The following is a 20,352-nucleotide window of genomic DNA, read 5'->3' as shown; positions in this document are numbered from 1 at the left end:
TGTTCTAGTTTGGCTTACGGGCGGGTCCCATATAACGGGATGAAGCGGCCCGACTACAGCTGATTTTCGGGACCGATGATTGCCCAAACCGTCTTGCCCGACGCTGTCGGGGTGCTGCCCCAGGCGCGGGAGAGCGCGTCGACAATCGCCAGCCCCGACACGTCGATGCCTTTGTCCGGCGACGGCAGCCGTACGGCCGCCGAAGTGCTCTCGTCGGATACCGCGATGGTCGCGGTTTCGCCGTCGGTCTCGATCCGCATCTTCGGGACGCTGCCGGTGTGTTCGAGCACGTTTTCCACGAACACATTGACGACCACCAGCGCGACGGGGATGAGCCCGGTTTGCTTCCACTCGGTTAGCCACTCGCGGACCAGCCGGCGTGATTCGCGCAGGCTGGTCAGGTTCGCGGGCAACGCGGAATCGGCCCGCTGGACGGTCTGACGGGTGAGCTTGCCGAGCGCTTTGATGGCCGCCTTTTCGGTCGAGTAGACCGGCATAAAGCGCGCTACCTCGCTGCGGGTGAGCGCGTCGCGGGTCGCTCGATGCGCGCTGACCAGCACAATCGGAACTCTGGTCTGGGTGCCGAGCTGCAAATGGGCACTGATGAAGGCCGACCATGCCGACTCCGCGGGCACCTTGAGTTCGCTGATGTTGACGATAACGGCCGTCGGCTCGTCCAGCGTTGCCTTGAAGATGCTCTCGCGCAGCGCCCCGGAGTTGCCGGCGTCAAGCACACCGCCGACGGTAAGGACGGCGATCGAGTCGTCCGTCCGTGTCGCAACGGCCAGCGAGCTCGGCGACTCAGCTACCGCACTCACGAGAGGCACTCCTTTCCGTCTAGGACATTATCCCTGCTTATCGCGCTTCGCGATGCAGCGGTTTGTGGGCGCGTGTCCAAATTGCGGTTAGGGCACCCGAATCCTAGCGCGGTCGGAAAGTGACCGAACGTATCGTTCCGGCATTCCATCTCCTGCTCCCTCGAATTCCCATCCGGCAAACCGAATGAGGAACCGCCCCCCGGCGGCAGAGACTTCTCACGTTAGTTCAGTGGCATCGATGCCACCAGACGAGGGAATCCGGAGCCGTTCAGGATTCCGTCACCAGGGGGGAGCGCCCACGCCGGCGATCGCGTGGGTGCCCCACGGCGTCCGTTCGACGATGCGGGCCGTCGCGCTGCGCTCGCCGACCGTCAGCGTCGCCGCGCGGATCTGCTTGAGTGCTTCGTCCGGTAGGGGCTGGGCCGCGGAGCTGAAGAGCGTTCCCTGCCAGTGGTAACGGCCGTCGATCGGATCTAGGCGTCCGGCCAGCCGCACCCGTACCGGAAGTGACGTGCCGGCGATGGTCAGCGTCGCGCTGCCGTCATACTTCGCATCGTCGGTGGGCGCGCCGGATGACAGGTCGAACGCCTTGGAAATCCGAGCCACCGGAAATGGCGGGGTGGATTGGAAATGCGCGCGCTCGTTGAAGACTTGCTGACTGCTGCGCAATACCTCGATACGGGTGCTGCCGCCGCCTTCCAGCAACACAAGGCATTCGACGATATAGCGAGTTTGCGCGACGACATCCGGCCCGGTGATCGAGAAGTAGTTGGGGAAACCGTGAATCGCGACGCCCAGGAACGGCTCGGTGCCGTCGGCCCAGGTTTGCTCGAGTGATAAGCCGCCGCTACCGATCAGCTCGGGCGCCCGATCGGTAATCGTGAACCCGGTGCCGTAAATGATCGCGTCGGCGAGGTGGTCGACACCGTCGCTGGTGCGAATGCCCGACGCGGTGATCGCGGCGATGGGCGATGCTACGCGTGCAGGCCGAGATTGGCTGCGGCCCAAGGGCGCCAGGGCTTTGCGGCGCAGCCAGCGCTTGACACGGGTTGGCGGCAACGGCAATTCGGCGACGATCCGGCGCGGCGGGTGCGCGAAAACGGTGACCGAGGCGGCCGCCGCGGTCAGTCGCGGCAGGTAGTAACCGGCGGTGGAGTCGGTGCCGACGACCGCGACGTGTTTGCCGGTCGGATCGAAATCGGCGTTCCACTGCGCCGCGTGAAACGATTCGCCGTGAAAGTCGTTGCGCCCAGCCAGCTCCGGTGTCCAACCGATGAGCATCGGTGGATCGGCCGCGACGACCGCCCGGCCGTGCGACGTCTTGCCCCCGGCGGTGCGCAACTCCCAGGTGTGGGTGTCGTCGGCGAACCGCGCGCTGATCACCGGTGATGTTTCGAGAACGACCACGTCGGTGATGCCCGCCGCGAGCAGTTCGGTTGTCACACCCCGGCCCCGGGCTCCCGCGCCGATGACAATGACCTGCGGCTGGCTCACAGAAAGTTGGTGCGCTTCCAGCCGCGACGCGCGATCGGGCCCAGCAGGCCTATCTCAGTCAAAAACGCTGCGAGCGGTGCGAATCCGGACATCTGAACCTCGTGGCGATGTGGGCTGCTGCGCGCGAGCGCGCGTGCCCGTTTGGGGTCCAGTCCGGTCCGCGCATAGGGGATCGGATTGCTGAACAGGAAACGGAAGAAGTACCCGCCGAGTCCGTTGATGTTGGCCATGAACAATTTGTTGAACCGCGGCATGGTCTGGGCCCGCTTGCGGGCGCCGTCGCGCGCGAACTGAATGTGACGGGCCTCTTCGGTGACGTGAATTCGCATGAGCCGCTGAATGATTGGCTGTAGCTCCGGATCGTCCATCATCTGCCGCTGCAGCGAATCGAAAATCTCCTCGCCGATCAGGGCGGCCACCCACAGCATCGAGCCGTATTGGAACGCGAGCGGCAGGGAGTTGATGATCATCCGGTGCAACCGCCGGGGGCGTACCGGCTTGGCGCCGATGCGCTCGATGGCTTTGCCGAACATCACCATGTGCCGGGTTTCGTCGCCCAGCTCGGTCAGCTTGTAATGCGTGGACCGGCTCGTCGGGTCCTCGTGCAGGATGGTGCGCAGCAGCGACTGGTTGAGCATGTTCTCGAACCAGATGCCGGCCGACAGCGTGTTGACCAGTTCCTGGCGGGACAGCTCGATTTGTTGCTCACGGCTCATCTCGTCCCACATCGGCGTGTCGTACAGCGAGACCAGCCGGGGCGGCAGATAGAACTTGTCCGGATCCAGCGGGGCATCCCAGTCGATGTCGACGATCGGCTCGTAGGACTTCTTGACCGAGCCCTTCAGTAGCCGCTCGGAGAACTCTTCACGACTCGGCCCGTCCGGCCGCACCGCGGTAGTCATGGCGCGCTCTCCCCCGCAAGCGGGAGGTGCCCCCACCCCATCGCTTGGCTCTGCATCGTGTCGGCGCGGGTCATCGCTGGCGTCCCTTCATCGGGTGCTACAGACGGTACCCATGGTACTGGGTACTTGCGACCCCGACTAGGTGTTCGAGGTTGCGATTCGGCAATGTGACGGGGAACGAGCATGAGGAGGCAGCGGGTGAGTCGGCATATCCACGTGATCGGCATCGGCGCCGGCGATCCCGATTACGTGACCATGCAGGCGATCGAGGCGCTCAACGACACCCAGGTGTTCTTCGCGATGGACAAGGGCCAGGCGAAAAGCGATCTGGTCGCGTTGCGACGGGAGATCTGCGCGCGGTTCATCCGCGAACCGCGCTATCGCTTCGTGGAATTGCCCGATCCGAAGCGGTCCAGCCCGGCCGACGAGCAGGGCGACTACCGGGACGCGGTCGCCGACTGGCACGCGGCGCGCACCCGGATCTGGGCGCAGGCCATCGCCACCGAGCTGGGCCCCGACGGCGTCGGGGCGTTCCTGGCCTGGGGGGACCCGTCGCTGTACGACAGCACGCTGCGGATTCTCGACGCGGTCGCAGCCGAGATCGACTTCACCTTCGACGTCATCCCGGGTATCACCGCCGTCCAGGCGCTCACCGCGCGACACCGCATCCCGCTCAACGACGTCGGCGAACCCGTGTTGATCACCACCGGCCGCCAGCTCCGCGCGCACGGTATGGACGGCTCGGGCCCCTCAGTCATAGTGATGCTCGACGCCGACTGCTCGTTTGCGGCCTGCCCCGCCGACACCCGGATCTGGTGGGGCGCCTACCTGGGTACCGACGACGAGCTGCTGGTCGCGGGCACTGTCGGTGAGGTGGGGTCGCGCATCGTGGCGCTGCGTTCGCAGGCCCGCGAACGGCACGGCTGGATCATGGATACCTACTTATTACGGCCGTCCTGAGCCTCGATGGACACTGCACAGCTGCGATCGGCAAACTGAATAGGTGCCCGAACTGCCCGAGATCGAAGCGCTGGTCGACCATCTGCGGCGCCATGCCGTCGGTTCGACGATCGGCCGCGTCGATGTCGGGGCCTTGTCGGTTCTGAAAACCTTCGATCCGCCGATCAGCGCGCTGCACGGCCTTACCGTCACCGGAGCCAACCGGTGGGGTAAGTATCTGGGGCTGCAGGCCGGCAAGCTGTTGTTGATCGCCCACCTTTCCCGCGCGGGCTGGTTGCGCTGGTCGGACAGGTTGGCCGCGGCCCCGCTGCGTCCCGGCAAGGGACCCATCGCGCTGCGTGTTCACCTGGGCACGCCGGGTGAGGCGCCGGGCTTCGACCTCACCGAGGCCGGCACCCAGAAGCGGCTGGCCGTATGGCTTGTCGACGACCCGGAGCTGGTGCCGGGCATCGCCGCGCTGGGCCCGGACGCCCTGGATCTGGGCGCCGACGACCTGGCCGGGGTGCTGGCCGGCAATACCGGGCGGATCAAGACCGTCATCACCGACCAGAAGGTGATCGCCGGAATCGGCAACGCCTACAGCGACGAAATCCTGCACGTCGCCAAGTTGTCGCCGTTTGCCACGGCCGGAAAGCTGACGCGCGAACAGCTCGTCACCCTGCACGACGCGATGATCTCGGTGCTGACCGACGCGGTGAACCGCTCGGTCGGCCAAGGCGCGGCGATGCTTAAAGGGGAGAAGCGCTCCGGGTTGCGGGTGCACGCGCGCACCGGGTTGCCCTGCCCGGTGTGTGGGGACACCGTGCGGGAAGTGTCGTTCGCGGACAAGTCTTTTCAGTATTGCCCGACGTGTCAGACCGGCGGCAAGGTGTTGGCCGATCGGCGGATGTCACGGCTGCTCAAGTAGCCGATCGTGGCGAACTTGACACCTGTCGATATGCTGCCCGGGTGACTCGCCAGAAGATCCTCATCACCGGCGCCAGTTCCGGCCTGGGCGCCGGCATGGCGCGTGCATTCGCCGCCAAAGGGCGCGACCTGGCGCTGTGTGCCCGTCGCACCGACCGGCTCGATGAGCTGAAAGCCGAGCTCTCGCAGCAGTATCCGTCGGTCAAGATCGCGGTGGCCGCGCTGGATGTCCGAGAGCATGAGCAGGTGCCGAAGGTGTTCGCCGAGCTCAGCGATGAATTGGGCGGCATCGACCGCATCATTGTCAACGCCGGAATCGGCAGCGGAGCCCCGTTGGGAAGCGGCAAGCTCTGGGCGAACAAGAAGACCATCGAGACCAACCTGCTGGCCGCGCTCGTGCAGATCGAAACGGCTCTCGAGATGTTCCACAAGAGTGGCTCGGGCCACCTGGTGCTGATCTCGTCGGTCCTCGGCAACAAGGGGGTGCCCGGCATCAAAGCCGCCTACTGCGCAAGCAAAGCCGGACTGACGTCCCTGGGTGAATCGCTGCGCGCCGAGTACGTGAGGGGTCCCATCAAAATTTCGTCGATCGAGCCCGGTTACATCGAGTCGGAGATGACCGCCAAATCTGCGAGCACAATGTTGATGGTGGACAACGAAACTGGCGTTCGGGCACTGGTCGCGGCGATCGAGCGTGAGCCCGGCCGGGCGGTGGTGCCGCGGTGGCCGTGGGCGCCACTGGTGCAGCTGATGCGGGTGCTGCCGCCGCCGCTGACCAAACCGTTCGCCTGACCTCAGTGCGGGACTGGCGTGTAATGCGTTGCATCGCTAGTGAATTCGGGCTTGCCGTAGGTTTTTAGCCGGAGCTTGAGCAGCCCGATCACGTAGGCGTCGGTAATGTCCCGAAGCACCGGGATGCGACTGGCGTGGCTAACCGCGGTGAAGCGTCCGAGGATGAACGGCGCGGTCAGCGCGATGCGCAGCAGATCCGTCGGGTCGAGTGAGACACCCATGGCCGCGGCGACGTCGCGATTGCCGCCGCAGAACGTGCGCACGAAAGTGAACTTGCTGAAACTCTTTTCGACCGCGTCGGCGCAGCGGTCGAACAGCGCGGTGTCGGGGCGCAGATAGGCGCCCATGGTGCCGCGCACCAGCTCTTGGCAGATCTTGTCGAATCCGTGCCGCAACAATGCCGAGCGCGCGTGCATGACGTGGATGATGTCGGCGGGTTCGGACGGTAGCAGTTCTTCTGGCAGGCCGAGCAGAAAGCAGCGATACCGGGCGAATTCGACGACGGCACGTTCTTCGGCGGTGAATTCGGTGCGGCCCTGCTGACTTGCCTTGCGCGCCAACAGATACTGGCCGATCATCCCGGCCGGCATCTGGTCGACCTGCGGCACCGGCATGCCGTAGATCGCTGTGTCCCATTTGTCGGATTTCTTCAGTGCGTTGTAGCGGACCATCGAGTGCATCAGCCGCACCATCGCCGCGGCTTCGAATCCGGGGCCGTAGCGGTCCAGCGCACCGGGCAAGGTGGTGACGGCGAAGAAGCTGGCCGTCTCGTTGACCCGTCGGGCGGCCCGCTTGCCCGACAGGGCTCCGGTCAGGGCCATCGGCAGCGCGGCATAGGTGTTGGTGAAGGTTGCGACGAAGGCACCGCGGGTGATGAATGGGGCCAGCAGCGCCGCCGGAATGCGTTCCTGCCGAGCGCCCTCGCGTACCAGATCGAAGTCGATCCACTGCGGGGTCGCCTCCATTGCGGCGATGAACGACACCAGCTCGGGGGGTGCGTCGGGTACCGCCTCGAGCCCGTGGCGGCAGGCCGTCTTGAGCATGTCGATCAGGTGCGTGACGCTGTGCGTGGTCATCAGCGCCGCATAAGGATCGGCGACGACGTCGCCGAGCAGGGTGGCCGTGCTCATCAACTCGACAACGCGGTCGTCCGCCAGGATGGGCGCCCGGTCGGCGACCCACGCGGGCAGGGCGGTGTCGACGTCGGGCTCCGTGGCCAGGCGATCCGGCCGCTGGTCGAAGTCGAAGTTGCCGTACAGGGCGGGCTGCAAGTCGCGCTGGCTGCGAACTCTCTTCGCGAGTTCGGGGTAGTACTGCACCATCACACCCTCCGCTAACTAACAGTCGGTGAGTAATACTCACAAGTTGTTAGTTATGCTGTCAAGCGTGGCTAGCCCCAGGCGGCGCATGAGCGCCGAGGAGCGCCGCGAGCAGATCCTCGACGTCGCGCACGCGATAGTCGACGCCGAAGGCTTCCACGCGGCGACGCCGCAACGCATCGCCGCGCATGCCGGTATCAACCGTTCGTTGATCTATCAGAAGTTCGGCGACCTGGCCGGGCTGTTCGTCGAGCTGATCGACCGCGAGGCGGCGCGGGCCGGCGCGCAGTTCGCCGAGGCGATCTCCGGATTGGAAGGGGTCGCCGAAGACCAGTCGTTGGTGCTAGCGTTCGACGGGGTGCTGGCCGCCGTCGACGCCCACCCGGCGACGTGGCGGCTGTTCATGTTCCCGCCGCAGGGGGCGCCGCCCGAGTTGTACGCCCGGCTGGCCCAGTCCGAAGCCGTCGTGCTGCAGTTCTTCGTCCGCGAACTGCTGCGCATCAACCCGCACGTGCACGATCCCGAATACACCGCCCGGATCCTGCACGCCTCCGGTCGAGAACTGCTACGGCTCCACCTGTCTGACCCGCAGACCGCGACCGTGGAACGCCTTCGGACCTTTGTGCGGCGACTCGGGTCCGACGTGATGAGCCCGACTGCCTGAGAGGACTAGCTGACTCGTCCGCGTTCGGTCCGGTAACGCCGGACCAGGGCGTCGGTCGAGCTGTCCGACTGTGGCGCCGGGGAGGTGTCGCTGGTGAGCACCGGAAGCAGCGCCTTGGCCTGCGTCTTGCCCAGCTCGACACCCCACTGATCGAACGAATCGATGCCCCACACCACGCCCTCGGTGAACACCTGATGCTCGTACAGTGCGATCAGCTGCCCCACCACCGACGGCGTAAGCCGTTCGGCCAGAATCGAAGTCGACGGCCGGTTGCCGGGCATGACCTTATGCGGCACCACCTCGGCGGGGGTGCCCTCGGCGGCGATCTCCTGCGCGGTCTTGCCGAACGCCAGCACCTGGGTCTGCGCGAAGAAGTTGCTCATCAACAGGTCGTGCATGCTGCCGGTGCCCTCGATGGTGGGCAGGTCGTCGGTGGGCTGGCTGAAGCCGAGGAAGTCGGCCGGTATCAACCGGGTGCCTTGGTGCAGCAATTGATAGAACGCGTGCTGACCGTTGGTTCCCGGTTCGCCCCAATAGATTTCACCGGTATCGGTGGTGACCGGCGTGCCATCCGCACGCACCGACTTGCCGTTGGATTCCATGGTCAGCTGTTGCAGATAGGCGGCGAAGCGTGCCAAGTCGTTGGAGTACGGCAGTACGGCGCGCGATTGGGCGTCGAAGAAGTTCGAATACCACAGCCCGATCAGGCCCAGCAAGGCAGGCGCATTGGACTCCAGTGGCGCGGTTCGGAAGTGCTCGTCGACGATGTGGAATCCAGACAGGAAGTCCGCGAAGGCCTCCCGGCCGATCGCAGCCATCACCGACAATCCGATCGCCGAATCGACCGAGTAGCGACCGCCGACCCAGTCCCAGAAGCCGAACATGTTGTCGGTGTTGATACCGAACTCGTCCACCAGGCGCTTGTTCGTCGAGACCGCCACGAAATGCTTTGAGACCGCGGCGTCGCCGAGCGCGTCGGTCAGCCAGCGGCGCGCGGCCGTCGCGTTGGTGAGCGTTTCCAGCGTCGAGAATGTTTTGGACGCGACGATGAAAAGCGTTGTCGCGGGGTCTAAATCGGCGAGCTTTGCGACCAGGTCCGCAGGGTCGACGTTGGAGACAAAACGTGCCGAAATTCCGGCGTCCACGTAATGGCGCAATGCCTGATATACCATCACCGGACCCAGATCCGAACCGCCGATGCCGATGTTGACGACGGTGCGAATTCGCTCGCCGGTGGCGCCGGTCCATTCGCCGCTGCGCAAACGATCGGTGAAATCGCCCATCGCATCCAGCACGCTGTGGACGTCCTCGACGACATTTTGGCCGTCGACAACCAGCTCCTTATCCCGCGGCAACCGCAGCGCGATGTGCAGAACCGCGCGATCCTCCGAGGTGTTGATGTGCACGCCGGAGAACATTTGATCCCGGCGCTCTTCGAGATTTGCCGCCCGCGCCAGGTCGACCAGCAGTCGCAGCGTCTCGCGGGTGACGCGGTGCTTGCTGTAGTCGATGTAGAGGTCGCCGACCGTCACCGCCAGATCGCGACCGCGATCGGGATCGTCGTCGAACAGTTGGCGCAGGTGGGTTTCGCCGATTTGCTCGTGATGCCTACGCAGGGCGTCCCACGCCGGAGTGGCGGTGATGTCGGGGATGGTGAGCACGGAGGTCATGGTTCGACCCTAGTGCCGAGCTACCGGCCACAGCCACCGCTAGCGGGCAGCACTATTCGCCGCGGGAATACAAGAAATTCGCGGTAAATAATCCCGGTATCGAGGATTGTCAGTGGCCGAGCCGGCCCCGGCCCAGGCGCAGCAACAGCATCGCCAGGTCCTTGCCCTCCGGGCCGAGCTCGCTGTAACGCTGGATGACCTTCATCTCACGGCTGTGAACCAGACGCGTCCCCCCGGACGCCATCCGGGCGCGGCCGATCTCCCGCGAAACTTCGGCACGCCGTCTGACGGCCGCAAGAATCTCGGCATCCAGCCGGTCGATCTCAAGGCGCAACTCTTCAATGTTCGCCAACTGTTCAATGTCGATCATCTCGACGCTCATCCCTGCTACCCCCGTGTTGTTTTGTGTTGTTCTTTTTCGTCTTGTCGCTATTGGGCTTGAAAACGTTTCTTGCTCTGGAAAAAGTTCGAGCCCTGAATCCGGAAGGCGGACCACAGGGCTCTAGCAATCACAGCTAGACCATGGGCACCGCGGGCCGGTACCCACAGAAAAATCGGCGACGCCACTCGAGGATCGAGAGGCGGCGATGGAGCTGCGTTTTGTCCATGTAACGAGTGTGCCACACCCACGGACACCCGGGAGCAAAACGAAAAGTTGATCCCGTTTGACCCTGCAATGGGGCCGTGGCCTGGGCACTTGCCGTCGGTGGTCGGCGGTAAATTGAAGCAGACATGACTGTGCACGCAACCGATGCCAAGCTCGCCGCCGAGATAGACCAGCTGCTCGACGGACTCAATCCGCAACAACGCCAGGCCGTCGTACACGAGGGCTCGCCCCTGCTGATCGTGGCGGGCGCGGGCTCTGGGAAGACCGCGGTGCTGACGCGTCGCGTGGCCTACCTGATCGCCGCACGCGGCGTCGGGGTCGGGCAGATCCTCGCGATTACCTTCACCAACAAAGCCGCGGCTGAAATGCGGGAACGGGTGGTGCGGCTGGTCGGCAACCGCGCCCGTGCGATGTGGGTGTCCACCTTTCATTCGACGTGCGTTCGCATCCTGCGCAACCAGGCCTCCCTGATCAAGGGCCTCAATTCCAACTTCTCGATCTACGACGCCGACGACTCGCGGCGCCTGCTGCAGATGATCGGGCGCGACATGGGTTTGGACATCAAGCGGTACTCGCCGCGGCTGCTGTCCGTCGCGATCTCCAACCTGAAGAACGAACTGATCGATCCGGACCAAGCTGTGTCCAACCTCACGGACGGATCCGATGACTTGGCTCACACCGTCGCCTCGGTCTACGGCGAATACCAACGGCGACTGCGGGCGGCCAACGCGCTGGACTTCGACGACCTGATCGGCGAGACCGTCGCGGTGCTGCAGGCCTTCCCGCAGATCGCCCAGTACTACCGCCGCCGGTTCCGGCACGTCCTGGTCGACGAATACCAGGACACCAACCACGCCCAGTACGTACTGGTGCGGGAATTGGTCGGGCGCACGGACGCCAATTCGTCCGACGACGCCGTGCCGCCGGCGGAGTTATGTGTAGTCGGCGACGCGGATCAGTCGATCTACGCTTTCCGGGGCGCCACCATTCGCAATATCGAGGAGTTTGAACGCGACTACCCGGACGCCACCACCATTCTGTTGGAGCAGAATTACCGCTCGACACAGAACATTCTTTCCGCGGCCAATTCGGTGATCGCGCGCAACTCCGGGCGCCGGGAGAAGCGGCTGTGGACCGACGCCGGCGAAGGGGAGTTGATCGTCGGCTATGTCGCCGACAATGAGCACGACGAGGCCAGGTTCGTCGCTCAAGAAATTGACGCGCTCGCCGAGCAGGGTGAAATTACCTATAACGATGTAGCCGTCTTCTACCGCACCAACAATTCGTCGCGGTCGTTGGAAGAGGTGTTCATCCGCGCCGGCATCCCGTACAAGGTTGTCGGGGGAGTGCGGTTCTACGAGCGCAAGGAAATCCGCGACATCGTCGCCTACCTGCGGGTGCTGGACAACCCCGGCGATGCGGTCAGCATGCGGCGCATCCTCAACACCCCGCGCCGGGGTATCGGCGACCGCGCCGAGGCGTGTCTGGCGGTCTACGCCGAGAACACCGGCGCCGGCTTCGCCGACGCGTTGGTCGCCGCCGCCGAGGGCAAAGTTCCGATGCTCAATTCCCGTGCGGAGAAGGCGATTTCGGGGTTCGTCGAGTTGCTCGACGAGCTACGGGGTCACCTCGATGACGACCTCGGCGATCTGGTCGAGGCGGTGCTGGAACGCACCGGATACCGTCGGGAGCTGGAGTCCTCGACCGATCCGCAGGAGTTGGCCCGGCTGGACAACCTCAACGAACTCGTCAGCGTCGCGCACGAATTCAGCATCGATGCGGCCCTGGAACCAGAAGGAGCCGCCGCGCTCGACGCCCCAGCGGACGAAGACGTGCCCGACACCGGTGTGCTGGCGCAATTCCTGGAACGGGTGTCGCTCGTCGCCGATACCGACGAGATTCCCGAGCACGCGGCCGGCGTGGTGACGCTGATGACGTTGCACACCGCGAAGGGTCTGGAGTTCCCGGTGGTGTTTGTCACCGGCTGGGAGGACGGAATGTTCCCGCACATGCGGGCGCTGGACGACCCAACCGAGCTGTCCGAGGAACGGCGGCTGGCCTACGTGGGCATCACCCGCGCCCGACAACGGTTGTATCTGAGCCGGGCGATCGTCCGCTCCTCCTGGGGGCAGCCGATGCTGAACCCGGAATCGCGTTTCCTGCAAGAGATTCCGCAAGAATTGATGGTTTGGCGACGCACCGCGCCGGCCCCCTCGTATAGCGCGCCGGTGAGCGGCGCCGGACGGTTCGGTGCGCCGCGCGCGGCACCCACCCGCTCCGGGGCGAGCAAACGGCCGCTGCTGGTGCTGGCGCCCGGCGATCGCGTGACTCACGACAAGTACGGGCTGGGCCGCGTCGAGGAAGTCTCGGGCGTCGGCGAATCGGCGATGTCGCTGATCGACTTCGGCAGCTCCGGGCGGGTCAAGCTGATGCACAACCACGCTCCGGTCAGCAAGCTCTGAACCATTGCGCCCAGCGTGCAGTCACGGCGAAAAACGGCCGCATTTTCGCCGTCAGAGCACGTTCGACGAACGGGCCTACCCCTGCAGCCAGCGTTTGGTGTGCGGGTGCACCGCCAACAGAACGCTGGCGATCGGCAGCACCGGGAAGGCGTGCACGATCCAGGCGACGCGGGCGCCCGCGATGAAAACGCCGCCGTAGGTCAGCACCGCGACCACGGCTCCCGTGATGACCAGGTAGCGGCCCAACGCGCGACGCTGCAGCAGCATGATCACGCCCGTGATGGTTGCGGTCGCGAACACCAGCGCCAGGAAGGCGATCGCGATGCAGAACAGGCGATCGGTCCGCCACCAGCCGGCGATCAAATCCGTAGCGACCACCGATGTGGCCCAACCGCTGACGATGCTGACCGCGGCGGCCGCGGCGACAGTCCGGGGAGTCGGCTCATCGATCGGGCGGTCCGGCAGGCCGCTGCGCGCTGCCGCGCGAGTGGCTCCCTGATCGGGTGCGGCCGGGCGCGGCAGGTGCGTGGTCGGGTTGTCCGGGATCGAAGGCATCGGCCCGCTCGGGGCACGTCGAATGATCCGTGTTCGTGATTCGGCGGGCGGCTCAGATGTTCCGGGGTCGTTCGGCGCGGTCACCTCAACCAGCGTAATTGCCGACGAAAATTCCTCGCTTGGCCAGCCACGGGACCGGGTCGATGCGTTGGGTGCCGCCTTGGAGCACCTCGAAGTGCAGGTGTGGGCCGGTGGAATTACCCCGGTTGCCCATGGTGGCGATCTGGTCGCCGGCCATCACGCGCTGGCCGACATTGACCAGGGCGGTGTTGATGTGGCCGTACAGCGTGACGGTTCCGTCGGCATGGAGCAGCTTGACCCACATGCCGTAGCCGGCGGTCGGGCCGGCGTCGATCACGACCCCGTCGGACACCGCCACGATCGGCGTTCCGATCGAGTTGGCGAGGTCGATGCCGGCGTGCAGCACACCCCAGCGATAGCCGAAGTTCGAGGTGAAGATCCCGTGGGTGGGCATGACGTACAACGGCTGCTGCAGTCGCGCCTCGCGTTGGGCGCGGTCGTTGGCGAAGGCGACGCCCTTGGCGAACTCCTGGTTATGCACGGCGTTGGCCGCCGGCTGGACCGCGATCACCTGGGCGCCGCGCGCCGCGTTGCCGCTCGATCCGCCGGTCAGTGCCGACGCGTTGGCGGTCAGCACCGTCTCGGCCTTGGTGGTTTCGGCCTGGCTGGTCGCGGTGTGGGCTGCGGCGGCCGCCGCACCCGCGGCCATCGCCGAGATCAGCACGCGGCCTTTGGCCGCACTGGTCGGCTGCTTGCGGTGCTGTCCGCTGCGGCGTACCCCGCTGGTGTCGACGTCGGCCGAGCTGGGGTCTGCGCCGAGCTTGAGGGCGAGCTGGGCGAGGCCTTCGTTCACGGGAGTGGATGCCACGGGGACGGGGCCGGCCAATCGCAGCGGGCTTAGATCGTCGATCTCATCGAGGTCGTCGAGCTCGGGAGCGAGCAGCACTTGTGCTTCGTAATCGAACGTCGAGTCGTTGCTGAGATCCAGCTCGTCGAGCTCACCGGAGTCCGCGAAGTCCAGGTCGTCGAAGTCGAAGCCGTCCAACGGCAGGATCTCGGTGACATCGTTCTGGTGCGGTTGCGCCCACTGGTCGCGTTGACGGCGACCGGCTCCTGACAACGCAGGAGTACGCGCGAGACGGTGTTGGGACAAGCTGAAATGTCCTCGTATCGTGACCATAACGTTATCTGGACTTTAGGACGTTATCCGTTTACCGATCCGACTGGCAACCTCGGCGGCGGATTGTGAACTGGATCACGTTTGGCCGCCCCGGGCGTGTCGTGACCTGTGCCACATGGGTGGATGCGGCGGTAGCGGCCAGTTTGAGTGTGGATACAGTTCCACCGTGCGAGTTGCCGATTCCGGCACCGCCGAGCTGTAGGCCTTGCAAATAACTCGAGCGAAGACAGTGAGTTCATGGACCTTTTCGAGTATCAAGCGAAAGAACTGTTCGTAAAGCACAACGTACCTACTACGCCCGGTCGTGTAACCGACACCGCCGAGGGTGCGAAGGAAATCGCGACCGAGGTCGGCGCCCCGGTGATGGTCAAGGCGCAGGTCAAGGTAGGTGGCCGCGGCAAGGCCGGTGGCGTGAAATTCGCCGCGACACCCGACGACGCGTACGAGCACGCCAAGAACATCCTCGGCCTGGACATCAAGGGCCACATCGTGAAGAAGCTGCTGGTGGCCGAGGCGAGCGACATCGCCGAGGAGTACTACATCTCGTTCCTGCTCGACCGCGCCAACCGCACCTACCTGGCGATGTGTTCGGTCGAGGGCGGTATGGAGATCGAAGAAGTCGCCGCCACCAAGCCCGAGCGGCTGGCCAAGGTCCCGGTGGACGCCGTGACCGGTGTCGACCTGGCGACCGCCCGGTCCATCGCCGAGCAGGGCCACCTGCCGGCCGAGGTGCTCGACGCCGCGGCCAACACCATCTCCAAGCTGTGGGAGCTGTTCGTCGCCGAGGACGCCACGCTGGTCGAGGTCAACCCGCTGGTGCGCACTCCGGACGACCAAATCCTGGCGCTGGACGGCAAGGTCACCCTGGACGCCAACGCCGACTTCCGCCAGCCCGGCCACGCCGAGTTCGAGGACCGCGACGCGACCGACCCGCTGGAGCTCAAGGCCAAGGAGCACGACCTCAACTACGTCAAGCTCGACGGCGCCGTCGGCATCATCGGTAACGGCGCGGGTCTGGTGATGTCGACGCTCGACGTCGTCGCCTACGCCGGGGAGAAGCACGGTGGGGTCAAGCCGGCCAACTTCCTCGACATCGGCGGTGGCGCCTCGGCCGAAGTGATGGCCGCGGGTCTCGACGTCATCCTGAACGACAAGCAGGTCAAGAGCGTGTTCGTCAACGTGTTCGGCGGCATCACGTCCTGCGACGCCGTCGCCAACGGCATCGTGACTGCGCTGAACATGCTCGGCGACGAGGCCAACAAGCCGCTCGTGGTCCGGCTCGACGGCAACAACGTCGACGAAGGCCGCAAGATCCTCGCCGATGCCAACCACCCGCTGGTGATCCAGGCCGAGACCATGGACGCGGGCGCCGACAAAGCCGCCGAGCTGGCGAACAAGTAAGGGAGCCAACCAATGTCGATCTTCCTGAACAAGGACTCCAAGGTCATCGTCCAGGGCATCACCGGCGGTGAGGGCACCAAGCACACCGCGCTGATGCTCAAGGCCGGCACCCAGGTGGTCGGTGGCGTCAACGCCCGCAAGGCCGGCACCACGGTGTCGCACGTCGATCCTGTCGGCAAGGACGTCGAACTGCCGGTGTTCGGCAGCGTCGCGGAGGCGATGAAGGAGACCGGCGCCAACGTGTCGGTCGTGTTCGTGCCGCCGAAGTTCGCCAAGGACGCCATCATCGAGGCCATCGACGCCGAGATTCCGCTGCTGGTGGTCATCACCGAGGGAATTCCGGTGCAGGACAGCGCATATGCGTGGGCCTACAACGTCCACAAGGGTCAGAAGACGCGGATCATCGGCCCGAACTGTCCCGGCATCATCACCCCGGGTGAGGCGCTGGCCGGCATCACCCCGGCCAACATCAGCGGCCCCGGCCCGGTCGGGCTGGTGTCCAAGTCCGGCACGCTGACCTACCAGATGATGTATGAGCTGCGTGATTTCGGCTTCTCGACCTCGATCGGCATCGGTGGCGACCCGGTGATCGGCACCACCCACATCGATGCCATCGAGGCGTTCGAGAAGGACCCCGAGACCAAGATCATCGTGATGATCGGCGAGATCGGCGGTGACGCCGAGGAACGGGCGGCCGACTACATCAAGGCCAACGTGTCCAAGCCGGTGGTCGGCTACGTCGCGGGATTCACTGCGCCGGAGGGCAAGACGATGGGCCACGCGGGCGCGATCGTGTCCGGCTCGTCGGGCACCGCGGCCGCCAAGAAGGAAGCCCTGGAGGCCGCCGGAGTCAGGGTGGGCAAGACGCCGTCGGAGACCGCGGCGCTGGCCCGGGAGATCCTGCAGAACCTCTAGCTTTTGCCGAGACTGTCCCCCAACCTCCGGTGGGGCCCAGTCAGGCCGCGATCTCAGGAGAATCCGCGGGCTGGCCGTAGTTTCGTGTTGGCGCTAGGCATCGGTTAGCCTGACGAACTAACAGTTGCCAGGAGGTTTGTCATGCCGGTGGATCCGCGTACTCCGGTGCTCGTCGGCGTCGGCCAGTTCACCGAGCGCATCGACGACCCCGACTATCGCGGCATGTCGGCGGTCGACCTCGCGACGGCGGCCGTGCGGGAAGCGCTTGCCGACACCGGCGCCAAAGGCGTTGCACAGGCTGTCGACACGGTATTCGCGCTGCGGCAGTTCGAGATCTCGGGGCCGATGCCGGCGGCGCTCGGCAAGTCGAACAACTACCCGCGTTCGGTGATGAACCGTCTCGGCGGTGACCCGGCCCGCGTGGTCCTCGAACCCGTCGGTGGGCAGGGTCCGCAGAAGCTGGTCACCGAGGCGGGTAACGCGATCGCCGCGGGCGACGCCGACGTCGTGCTGATCATGGGCTCGGAGGCGGGATCGACGGCGCGCTTTTGGCGCCATGCCGCCGAGAAGGGGCAAGCCAAGCCCAATTTCACCGAACATGTCGAGGGTCAGCTGGAGGATCGCGGCCACCAGATCTTCAGCTACATCGACGATTACACGATCCAGCACGGCTTGACCGGGGCGCCCGTGCAGTACGGGCTGATGGAGAACGCCCGTCGCGCCCGTCTCGGTCACAGCGTGGCCGACTATCGGCGCGAGATGGCCGAATTGTTCGCCCCGATGTCGAAAGTGGCTGCCAAGAACCCGTTTTCGTCATCGCCGCTCGAGCGGTCCGTCGACGAGATCATTACCGTGACCGACGACAACCGGATGATCTGTGACCCGTACCCTCGGCTGCTGGTCGCCCGCGATCAGGTCAACCAGGGCGCCGCGGCGGTGCTGATGTCCGTTCAGGCGGCGACCCGCCTTGGTGTGGCGCAGGACAAGTGGGTTTATCTGCACGGCCACTCGGACATGATCGAGCAGGCGATGCTGGATCGCGCCGACCTCGGCGCCAGCCCGGCGGCGGTTCATGCGGTCCGAGAAGCGTTGCGGGTAGCCCGAATTGGCACCGACGACATCGCCACATTTGACCTGTACAGCTGCTTTCCGTTCCCGGTGTTCGTCATCTGCGAAGCCCTCGGCATCGACGGCGACGATCCGCGCGGCCTGACCCTGACCGGCGGATTGCCCTACTTCGGCGGTCCCGGGAACAGCTACTCGCTGCACGGTATCGCCGAGACGGTCACGCAAATGCGGGACAGGCCAGGGCAATTCGGCCTGGTTGGTGCCAACGGCGGCATCATGAGCAAGTACTCGGTCGGTATTTACTCGACCACACCCGTCGACTGGCGGACCGACAACTGCGCGGCGCTGAATACCCAGATCAACGCGCTGCCGAAGGTTGAGGTCACGAAAACGCCCGACGGTGCCGCGACGATCGAGACGTACTCGGTGCGCTACGACTGGCCGATCCGCACCGGCATCATCGTCGGCCGGCTCGCGGCGGACGACACCCGCTTCATGGCCACCACCGACGACCAGGATCTCGTCGCGTTGATGTGCGACGACGATCCGCTCGGGGCGGAGATCTCGGTGTGGTCGACCGACAACGGCAACCGGGCTTCCCTGGGATAGCGGGCTGGTCTAGCGCCCCCGTTCACACCATCGACGAGAGTTTGCCCGCCAAACGTTCGACGTAGGCGGCGACCTCGTCTGCGGACTTGTCCGGAAGGCCGAACAGCACCTCGGTCACCCCAAGTTCGGACCAGTGCGCCAGCTTCTCGGGCACTGGCTTGAAGTCCAGCGCCACGATCTGCGGGGCGCCGTCGCGCCCGGCGGCCGCCCAGGTGTCCTGCAACAGCTGCACTGGCTCGTCGATGTTGAAGTCGCGCGGCGTGGTGATCCAGCCGTCCGCGCTGCGCGCTATCCACTTGAAGTTCTTCTCGTTGCCCGCGGCGCCTACCAGCACCGGAACGTGCGCCTGCACCGGCTTGGGCCACGCCCAGCTGGGGCCGAACTTGACGAACTCGCCGTCGTAGGAGGCTTCCTCTTGTGTCCACAGCGCGCGCATCGCTTCGAGGTATTCGCGCAGGCAGGTGCGGCGGCGTCCGGCCGGCACGCCGTGGTCGGCCAGTTCGTCGGTGTTCCAACCGAATCCAACACCCAGGCTGACACGGCCACCGGAGAGGTGGTCCAGCGTGGCGATGCTTTTCGCCAGCGTGATCGGGTCGTGCTCGACGGGCAGCGCCACCGCGGTGGACAGCCGCACCCGCGACGTCACCGCGCACGCCGCGCCCAGGCTCACCCACGGGTCCAGCGTGCGCATGTAGCGGTCGTCCGGCAGCGACTCGTCGCCTGTGGTCGGATGGGCCGCCTCCCGCTTGACCGGGATGTGGGTGTGTTCCGGCACGTAGAACGTCTTGAAGCCGTGGTCGTCGGCAAGTTTGGCGGCGGCTGCCGGAGAGATGCCCCGGTCACTGGTGAAAAGCACTAGCCCGTAATCCATGCCCAGAATTAGAACGTGTTCTACCTGCGGCGAGCAACCCGCCCCCCGCCGAGTGCCTCGAAGACGGGGTGTCGCGGTGATCCGCCCTGGTCGCGCGCGGGGGCCGGTCGCTCCGGCACGCCCGCCCGAACGTGCGCTAGCGTGGTTGATCGATCGCGCGCAACGCAGGCGCGGGCACGTCTTGGCATTTGACGGCGGGCCCTGGAAGCACAGCGTCGCACCGCAAGGTGGGGTGGCGCCTGTCGAGGTCTTGAAGGCACTTGAAGCAACAGGAGGAGTCATGACCTACTCGCCCGGGAGTCCCGGCTATCCGCAAGCGCAGCCCGGTGGCTCCTACCCCGGTGCCACCCCTTCGTTCGCGAAGACCGACGACGGCGAGAGCAAGCTGCCGTTGTACGTCAACATCGCGGTGGTCGTGCTCGGCCTGGCGGTGTACCTGCTGAACTTCGGGCCGACCTTCGTGCTCAGCTCCGACCTCGGTCCGGCTGCCGGCGGACGCGCCGGTGACGCCGGCACTGCGGTGCTCGTCGCCGTGTTGGCCGCGCTGCTCGCCGGGTTGAGCCTGCTGCCGAAGGCCAAAAACTACTCGGGAGTGGTGGCGGCCGTCGCCGCCCTCGGCGCACTGCTGGCGATCGCCGAGGTCATCAACACCCCGTCCGGATTCGCCGTCGGCTGGGCGATGTGGCCGCTGGTAGCGGCCAGCGTGCTGCAGGCGGTCGCCGCGGTCGTCGCGCTGCTGCTGGACGCCGGTGTCATCACCCCGCCGCCGCCGCGGCCCAAGTACGACCCCTACGCGCAGTACGGCCAATACGGTCAGTACGGGCAATACGGCGGTCAACAGCACGGCGGGTACTACGGGCAGCAGACCCCGCAGCAGCACAACCCGCAGTCGGGATACGGATCCCAATACGGCGGCTACAACCCCGCCAGCCAGGCCCCGACCCAGAGTGCGATCCCGACCGGCGGCTACGGCGCCCAGTCTCCGCAGTCCGGGCCGCAACCGGCCGCGCAGCAGGGCCCCTCGACACCGCCCACCGGCTTCCCGAGCTTCAGCCCGCCCCCGTCGGTCGGCGGCACGGGTGCCGCCGAGCAGCCCGGGGATCAGTCGCCCGCTGGACCGGCCCCGTCCTAACCCCAG

The 20,352-nt window shown here is 65.8% G+C and carries 18 protein-coding genes and 1 pseudogene; 10 read left to right on the top strand and 9 right to left on the bottom strand.

Annotated elements, in window-relative coordinates; translation table 11 throughout:
- Positions 1-53 precede the first annotated feature (53 nt).
- The 3 genes from MJO58_RS22930 to MJO58_RS22920 form a co-directional block, all read right to left on the bottom strand.
- Complete coding sequence (locus MJO58_RS22930; RefSeq protein WP_090606173.1) at positions 54-818, bottom strand: STAS domain-containing protein; 765 nt, start codon at positions 816-818, stop codon at positions 54-56.
- A gap of 279 nt (positions 819-1,097) precedes the next feature.
- On the bottom strand, positions 1,098-2,312 hold the full coding sequence (locus MJO58_RS22925; protein WP_239721087.1) for a DUF4873 domain-containing protein: 1,215 nt from the start codon (positions 2,310-2,312) through the stop codon (positions 1,098-1,100).
- Positions 2,309-3,214, bottom strand: coding sequence for an AurF N-oxygenase family protein (locus tag MJO58_RS22920; protein WP_239721086.1), 906 nt, complete (start codon positions 3,212-3,214; stop codon positions 2,309-2,311). The genes MJO58_RS22925 and MJO58_RS22920 overlap by 4 nt, the downstream gene beginning before the upstream one ends.
- A 198-nt stretch (positions 3,215-3,412) precedes the next feature.
- Between MJO58_RS22920 and cobF the strand changes: the two genes are divergently transcribed.
- The 4 genes and pseudogenes from cobF to MJO58_RS22900 all read left to right on the top strand — a co-directional run bounded on the left by cobF (position 3,413) and on the right by MJO58_RS22900 (position 5,872).
- Positions 3,413-4,174: a precorrin-6A synthase (deacetylating) gene (cobF, locus tag MJO58_RS22915; RefSeq protein ID WP_175364525.1), complete on the top strand. Its 762-nt coding sequence runs from the start codon at positions 3,413-3,415 to the stop codon at positions 4,172-4,174.
- Positions 4,175-4,217: 43 nt separating this feature from the next.
- Positions 4,218-4,460 (top strand): annotated as a pseudogene (locus MJO58_RS22910) (DNA-formamidopyrimidine glycosylase family protein); the annotation flags it as partial.
- Between the two features lie 150 nt (positions 4,461-4,610).
- Positions 4,611-5,081: a zinc finger domain-containing protein gene (locus tag MJO58_RS22905; protein ID WP_239723414.1), complete on the top strand. Its 471-nt coding sequence runs from the start codon at positions 4,611-4,613 to the stop codon at positions 5,079-5,081.
- 41 nt (positions 5,082-5,122) lie between these two features.
- Positions 5,123-5,872 (top strand): SDR family oxidoreductase, encoded by a 750-nt coding sequence (locus MJO58_RS22900; protein WP_090606162.1) that lies wholly within the window; start codon positions 5,123-5,125, stop codon positions 5,870-5,872.
- A 2-nt stretch (positions 5,873-5,874) separates the two neighbouring features.
- Here the strand turns inward: MJO58_RS22900 and MJO58_RS22895 are convergent, their stop codons facing one another.
- Entirely contained in the window at positions 5,875-7,194 is a 1,320-nt protein-coding gene (locus MJO58_RS22895; RefSeq protein WP_090606158.1) for an oxygenase MpaB family protein, read from the bottom strand.
- An 85-nt stretch (positions 7,195-7,279) separates the two neighbouring features.
- On the opposite strand from MJO58_RS22895, the gene MJO58_RS22890 reads away from it, so the two are divergent.
- Positions 7,280-7,855 (top strand): TetR/AcrR family transcriptional regulator, encoded by a 576-nt coding sequence (locus MJO58_RS22890; protein WP_239723413.1) that lies wholly within the window; start codon positions 7,280-7,282, stop codon positions 7,853-7,855.
- Between the two features lie 5 nt (positions 7,856-7,860).
- Here the strand turns inward: MJO58_RS22890 and pgi are convergent, their stop codons facing one another.
- Both pgi and MJO58_RS22880 read right to left on the bottom strand, forming a co-directional pair.
- Complete coding sequence (pgi, locus tag MJO58_RS22885) at positions 7,861-9,525, bottom strand: glucose-6-phosphate isomerase (protein ID WP_239721085.1); 1,665 nt, start codon at positions 9,523-9,525, stop codon at positions 7,861-7,863.
- Between the two features lie 109 nt (positions 9,526-9,634).
- On the bottom strand, positions 9,635-9,958 hold the full coding sequence (locus tag MJO58_RS22880; protein ID WP_259608772.1) for a chorismate mutase: 324 nt from the start codon (positions 9,956-9,958) through the stop codon (positions 9,635-9,637).
- Positions 9,959-10,257: 299 nt separating this feature from the next.
- Here MJO58_RS22880 and pcrA point away from each other — a divergent pair, with 299 nt between their 5' ends.
- Complete coding sequence (gene pcrA / locus MJO58_RS22875) at positions 10,258-12,594, top strand: DNA helicase PcrA (protein WP_239721084.1); 2,337 nt, start codon at positions 10,258-10,260, stop codon at positions 12,592-12,594.
- 75 nt (positions 12,595-12,669) lie between these two features.
- On the opposite strand, the gene MJO58_RS22870 is transcribed toward pcrA, so the two are convergent.
- Complete coding sequence (locus MJO58_RS22870; protein WP_420845377.1) at positions 12,670-13,233, bottom strand: hypothetical protein; 564 nt, start codon at positions 13,231-13,233, stop codon at positions 12,670-12,672.
- A gap of 1 nt (position 13,234) precedes the next feature.
- Entirely contained in the window at positions 13,235-14,323 is a 1,089-nt protein-coding gene (locus MJO58_RS22865) for a M23 family metallopeptidase (RefSeq protein ID WP_239721082.1), read from the bottom strand.
- Positions 14,324-14,587: 264 nt separating this feature from the next.
- Here MJO58_RS22865 and sucC point away from each other — a divergent pair, with 264 nt between their 5' ends.
- From sucC to MJO58_RS22850, 3 genes are all read left to right on the top strand, one after another.
- Positions 14,588-15,751 carry an ADP-forming succinate--CoA ligase subunit beta gene (sucC, locus tag MJO58_RS22860; RefSeq protein WP_239721080.1) on the top strand — a complete coding sequence of 388 codons (1,164 nt, stop codon included), beginning with the start codon at positions 14,588-14,590 and terminating at the stop codon, positions 15,749-15,751.
- A 12-nt stretch (positions 15,752-15,763) separates the two neighbouring features.
- Positions 15,764-16,666 (top strand): succinate--CoA ligase subunit alpha, encoded by a 903-nt coding sequence (sucD, locus tag MJO58_RS22855; protein ID WP_239721078.1) that lies wholly within the window; start codon positions 15,764-15,766, stop codon positions 16,664-16,666.
- 141 nt (positions 16,667-16,807) lie between these two features.
- Entirely contained in the window at positions 16,808-18,343 is a 1,536-nt protein-coding gene (locus MJO58_RS22850; protein ID WP_239721077.1) for an acetyl-CoA acetyltransferase, read from the top strand.
- Between the two features lie 22 nt (positions 18,344-18,365).
- Here MJO58_RS22850 and MJO58_RS22845 read toward each other — a convergent pair whose 3' ends face one another.
- Positions 18,366-19,214: an LLM class F420-dependent oxidoreductase gene (locus MJO58_RS22845; RefSeq protein ID WP_090606134.1), complete on the bottom strand. Its 849-nt coding sequence runs from the start codon at positions 19,212-19,214 to the stop codon at positions 18,366-18,368.
- A 280-nt stretch (positions 19,215-19,494) separates the two neighbouring features.
- On the opposite strand from MJO58_RS22845, the gene MJO58_RS22840 reads away from it, so the two are divergent.
- A complete protein-coding gene (locus tag MJO58_RS22840; RefSeq protein ID WP_434086265.1) occupies positions 19,495-20,346 on the top strand; it encodes a DUF5336 domain-containing protein in 852 nt (283 codons plus the stop codon).
- Positions 20,347-20,352 lie beyond the last annotated feature (6 nt).

Source organism: Mycobacterium lentiflavum, assembly GCF_022374895.2.
Classification (GTDB): domain Bacteria; phylum Actinomycetota; class Actinomycetes; order Mycobacteriales; family Mycobacteriaceae; genus Mycobacterium; species Mycobacterium lentiflavum.
Note: the sequence above shows the minus strand (reverse complement) of the source record. Positions and strands in the feature narration are given on the sequence as shown.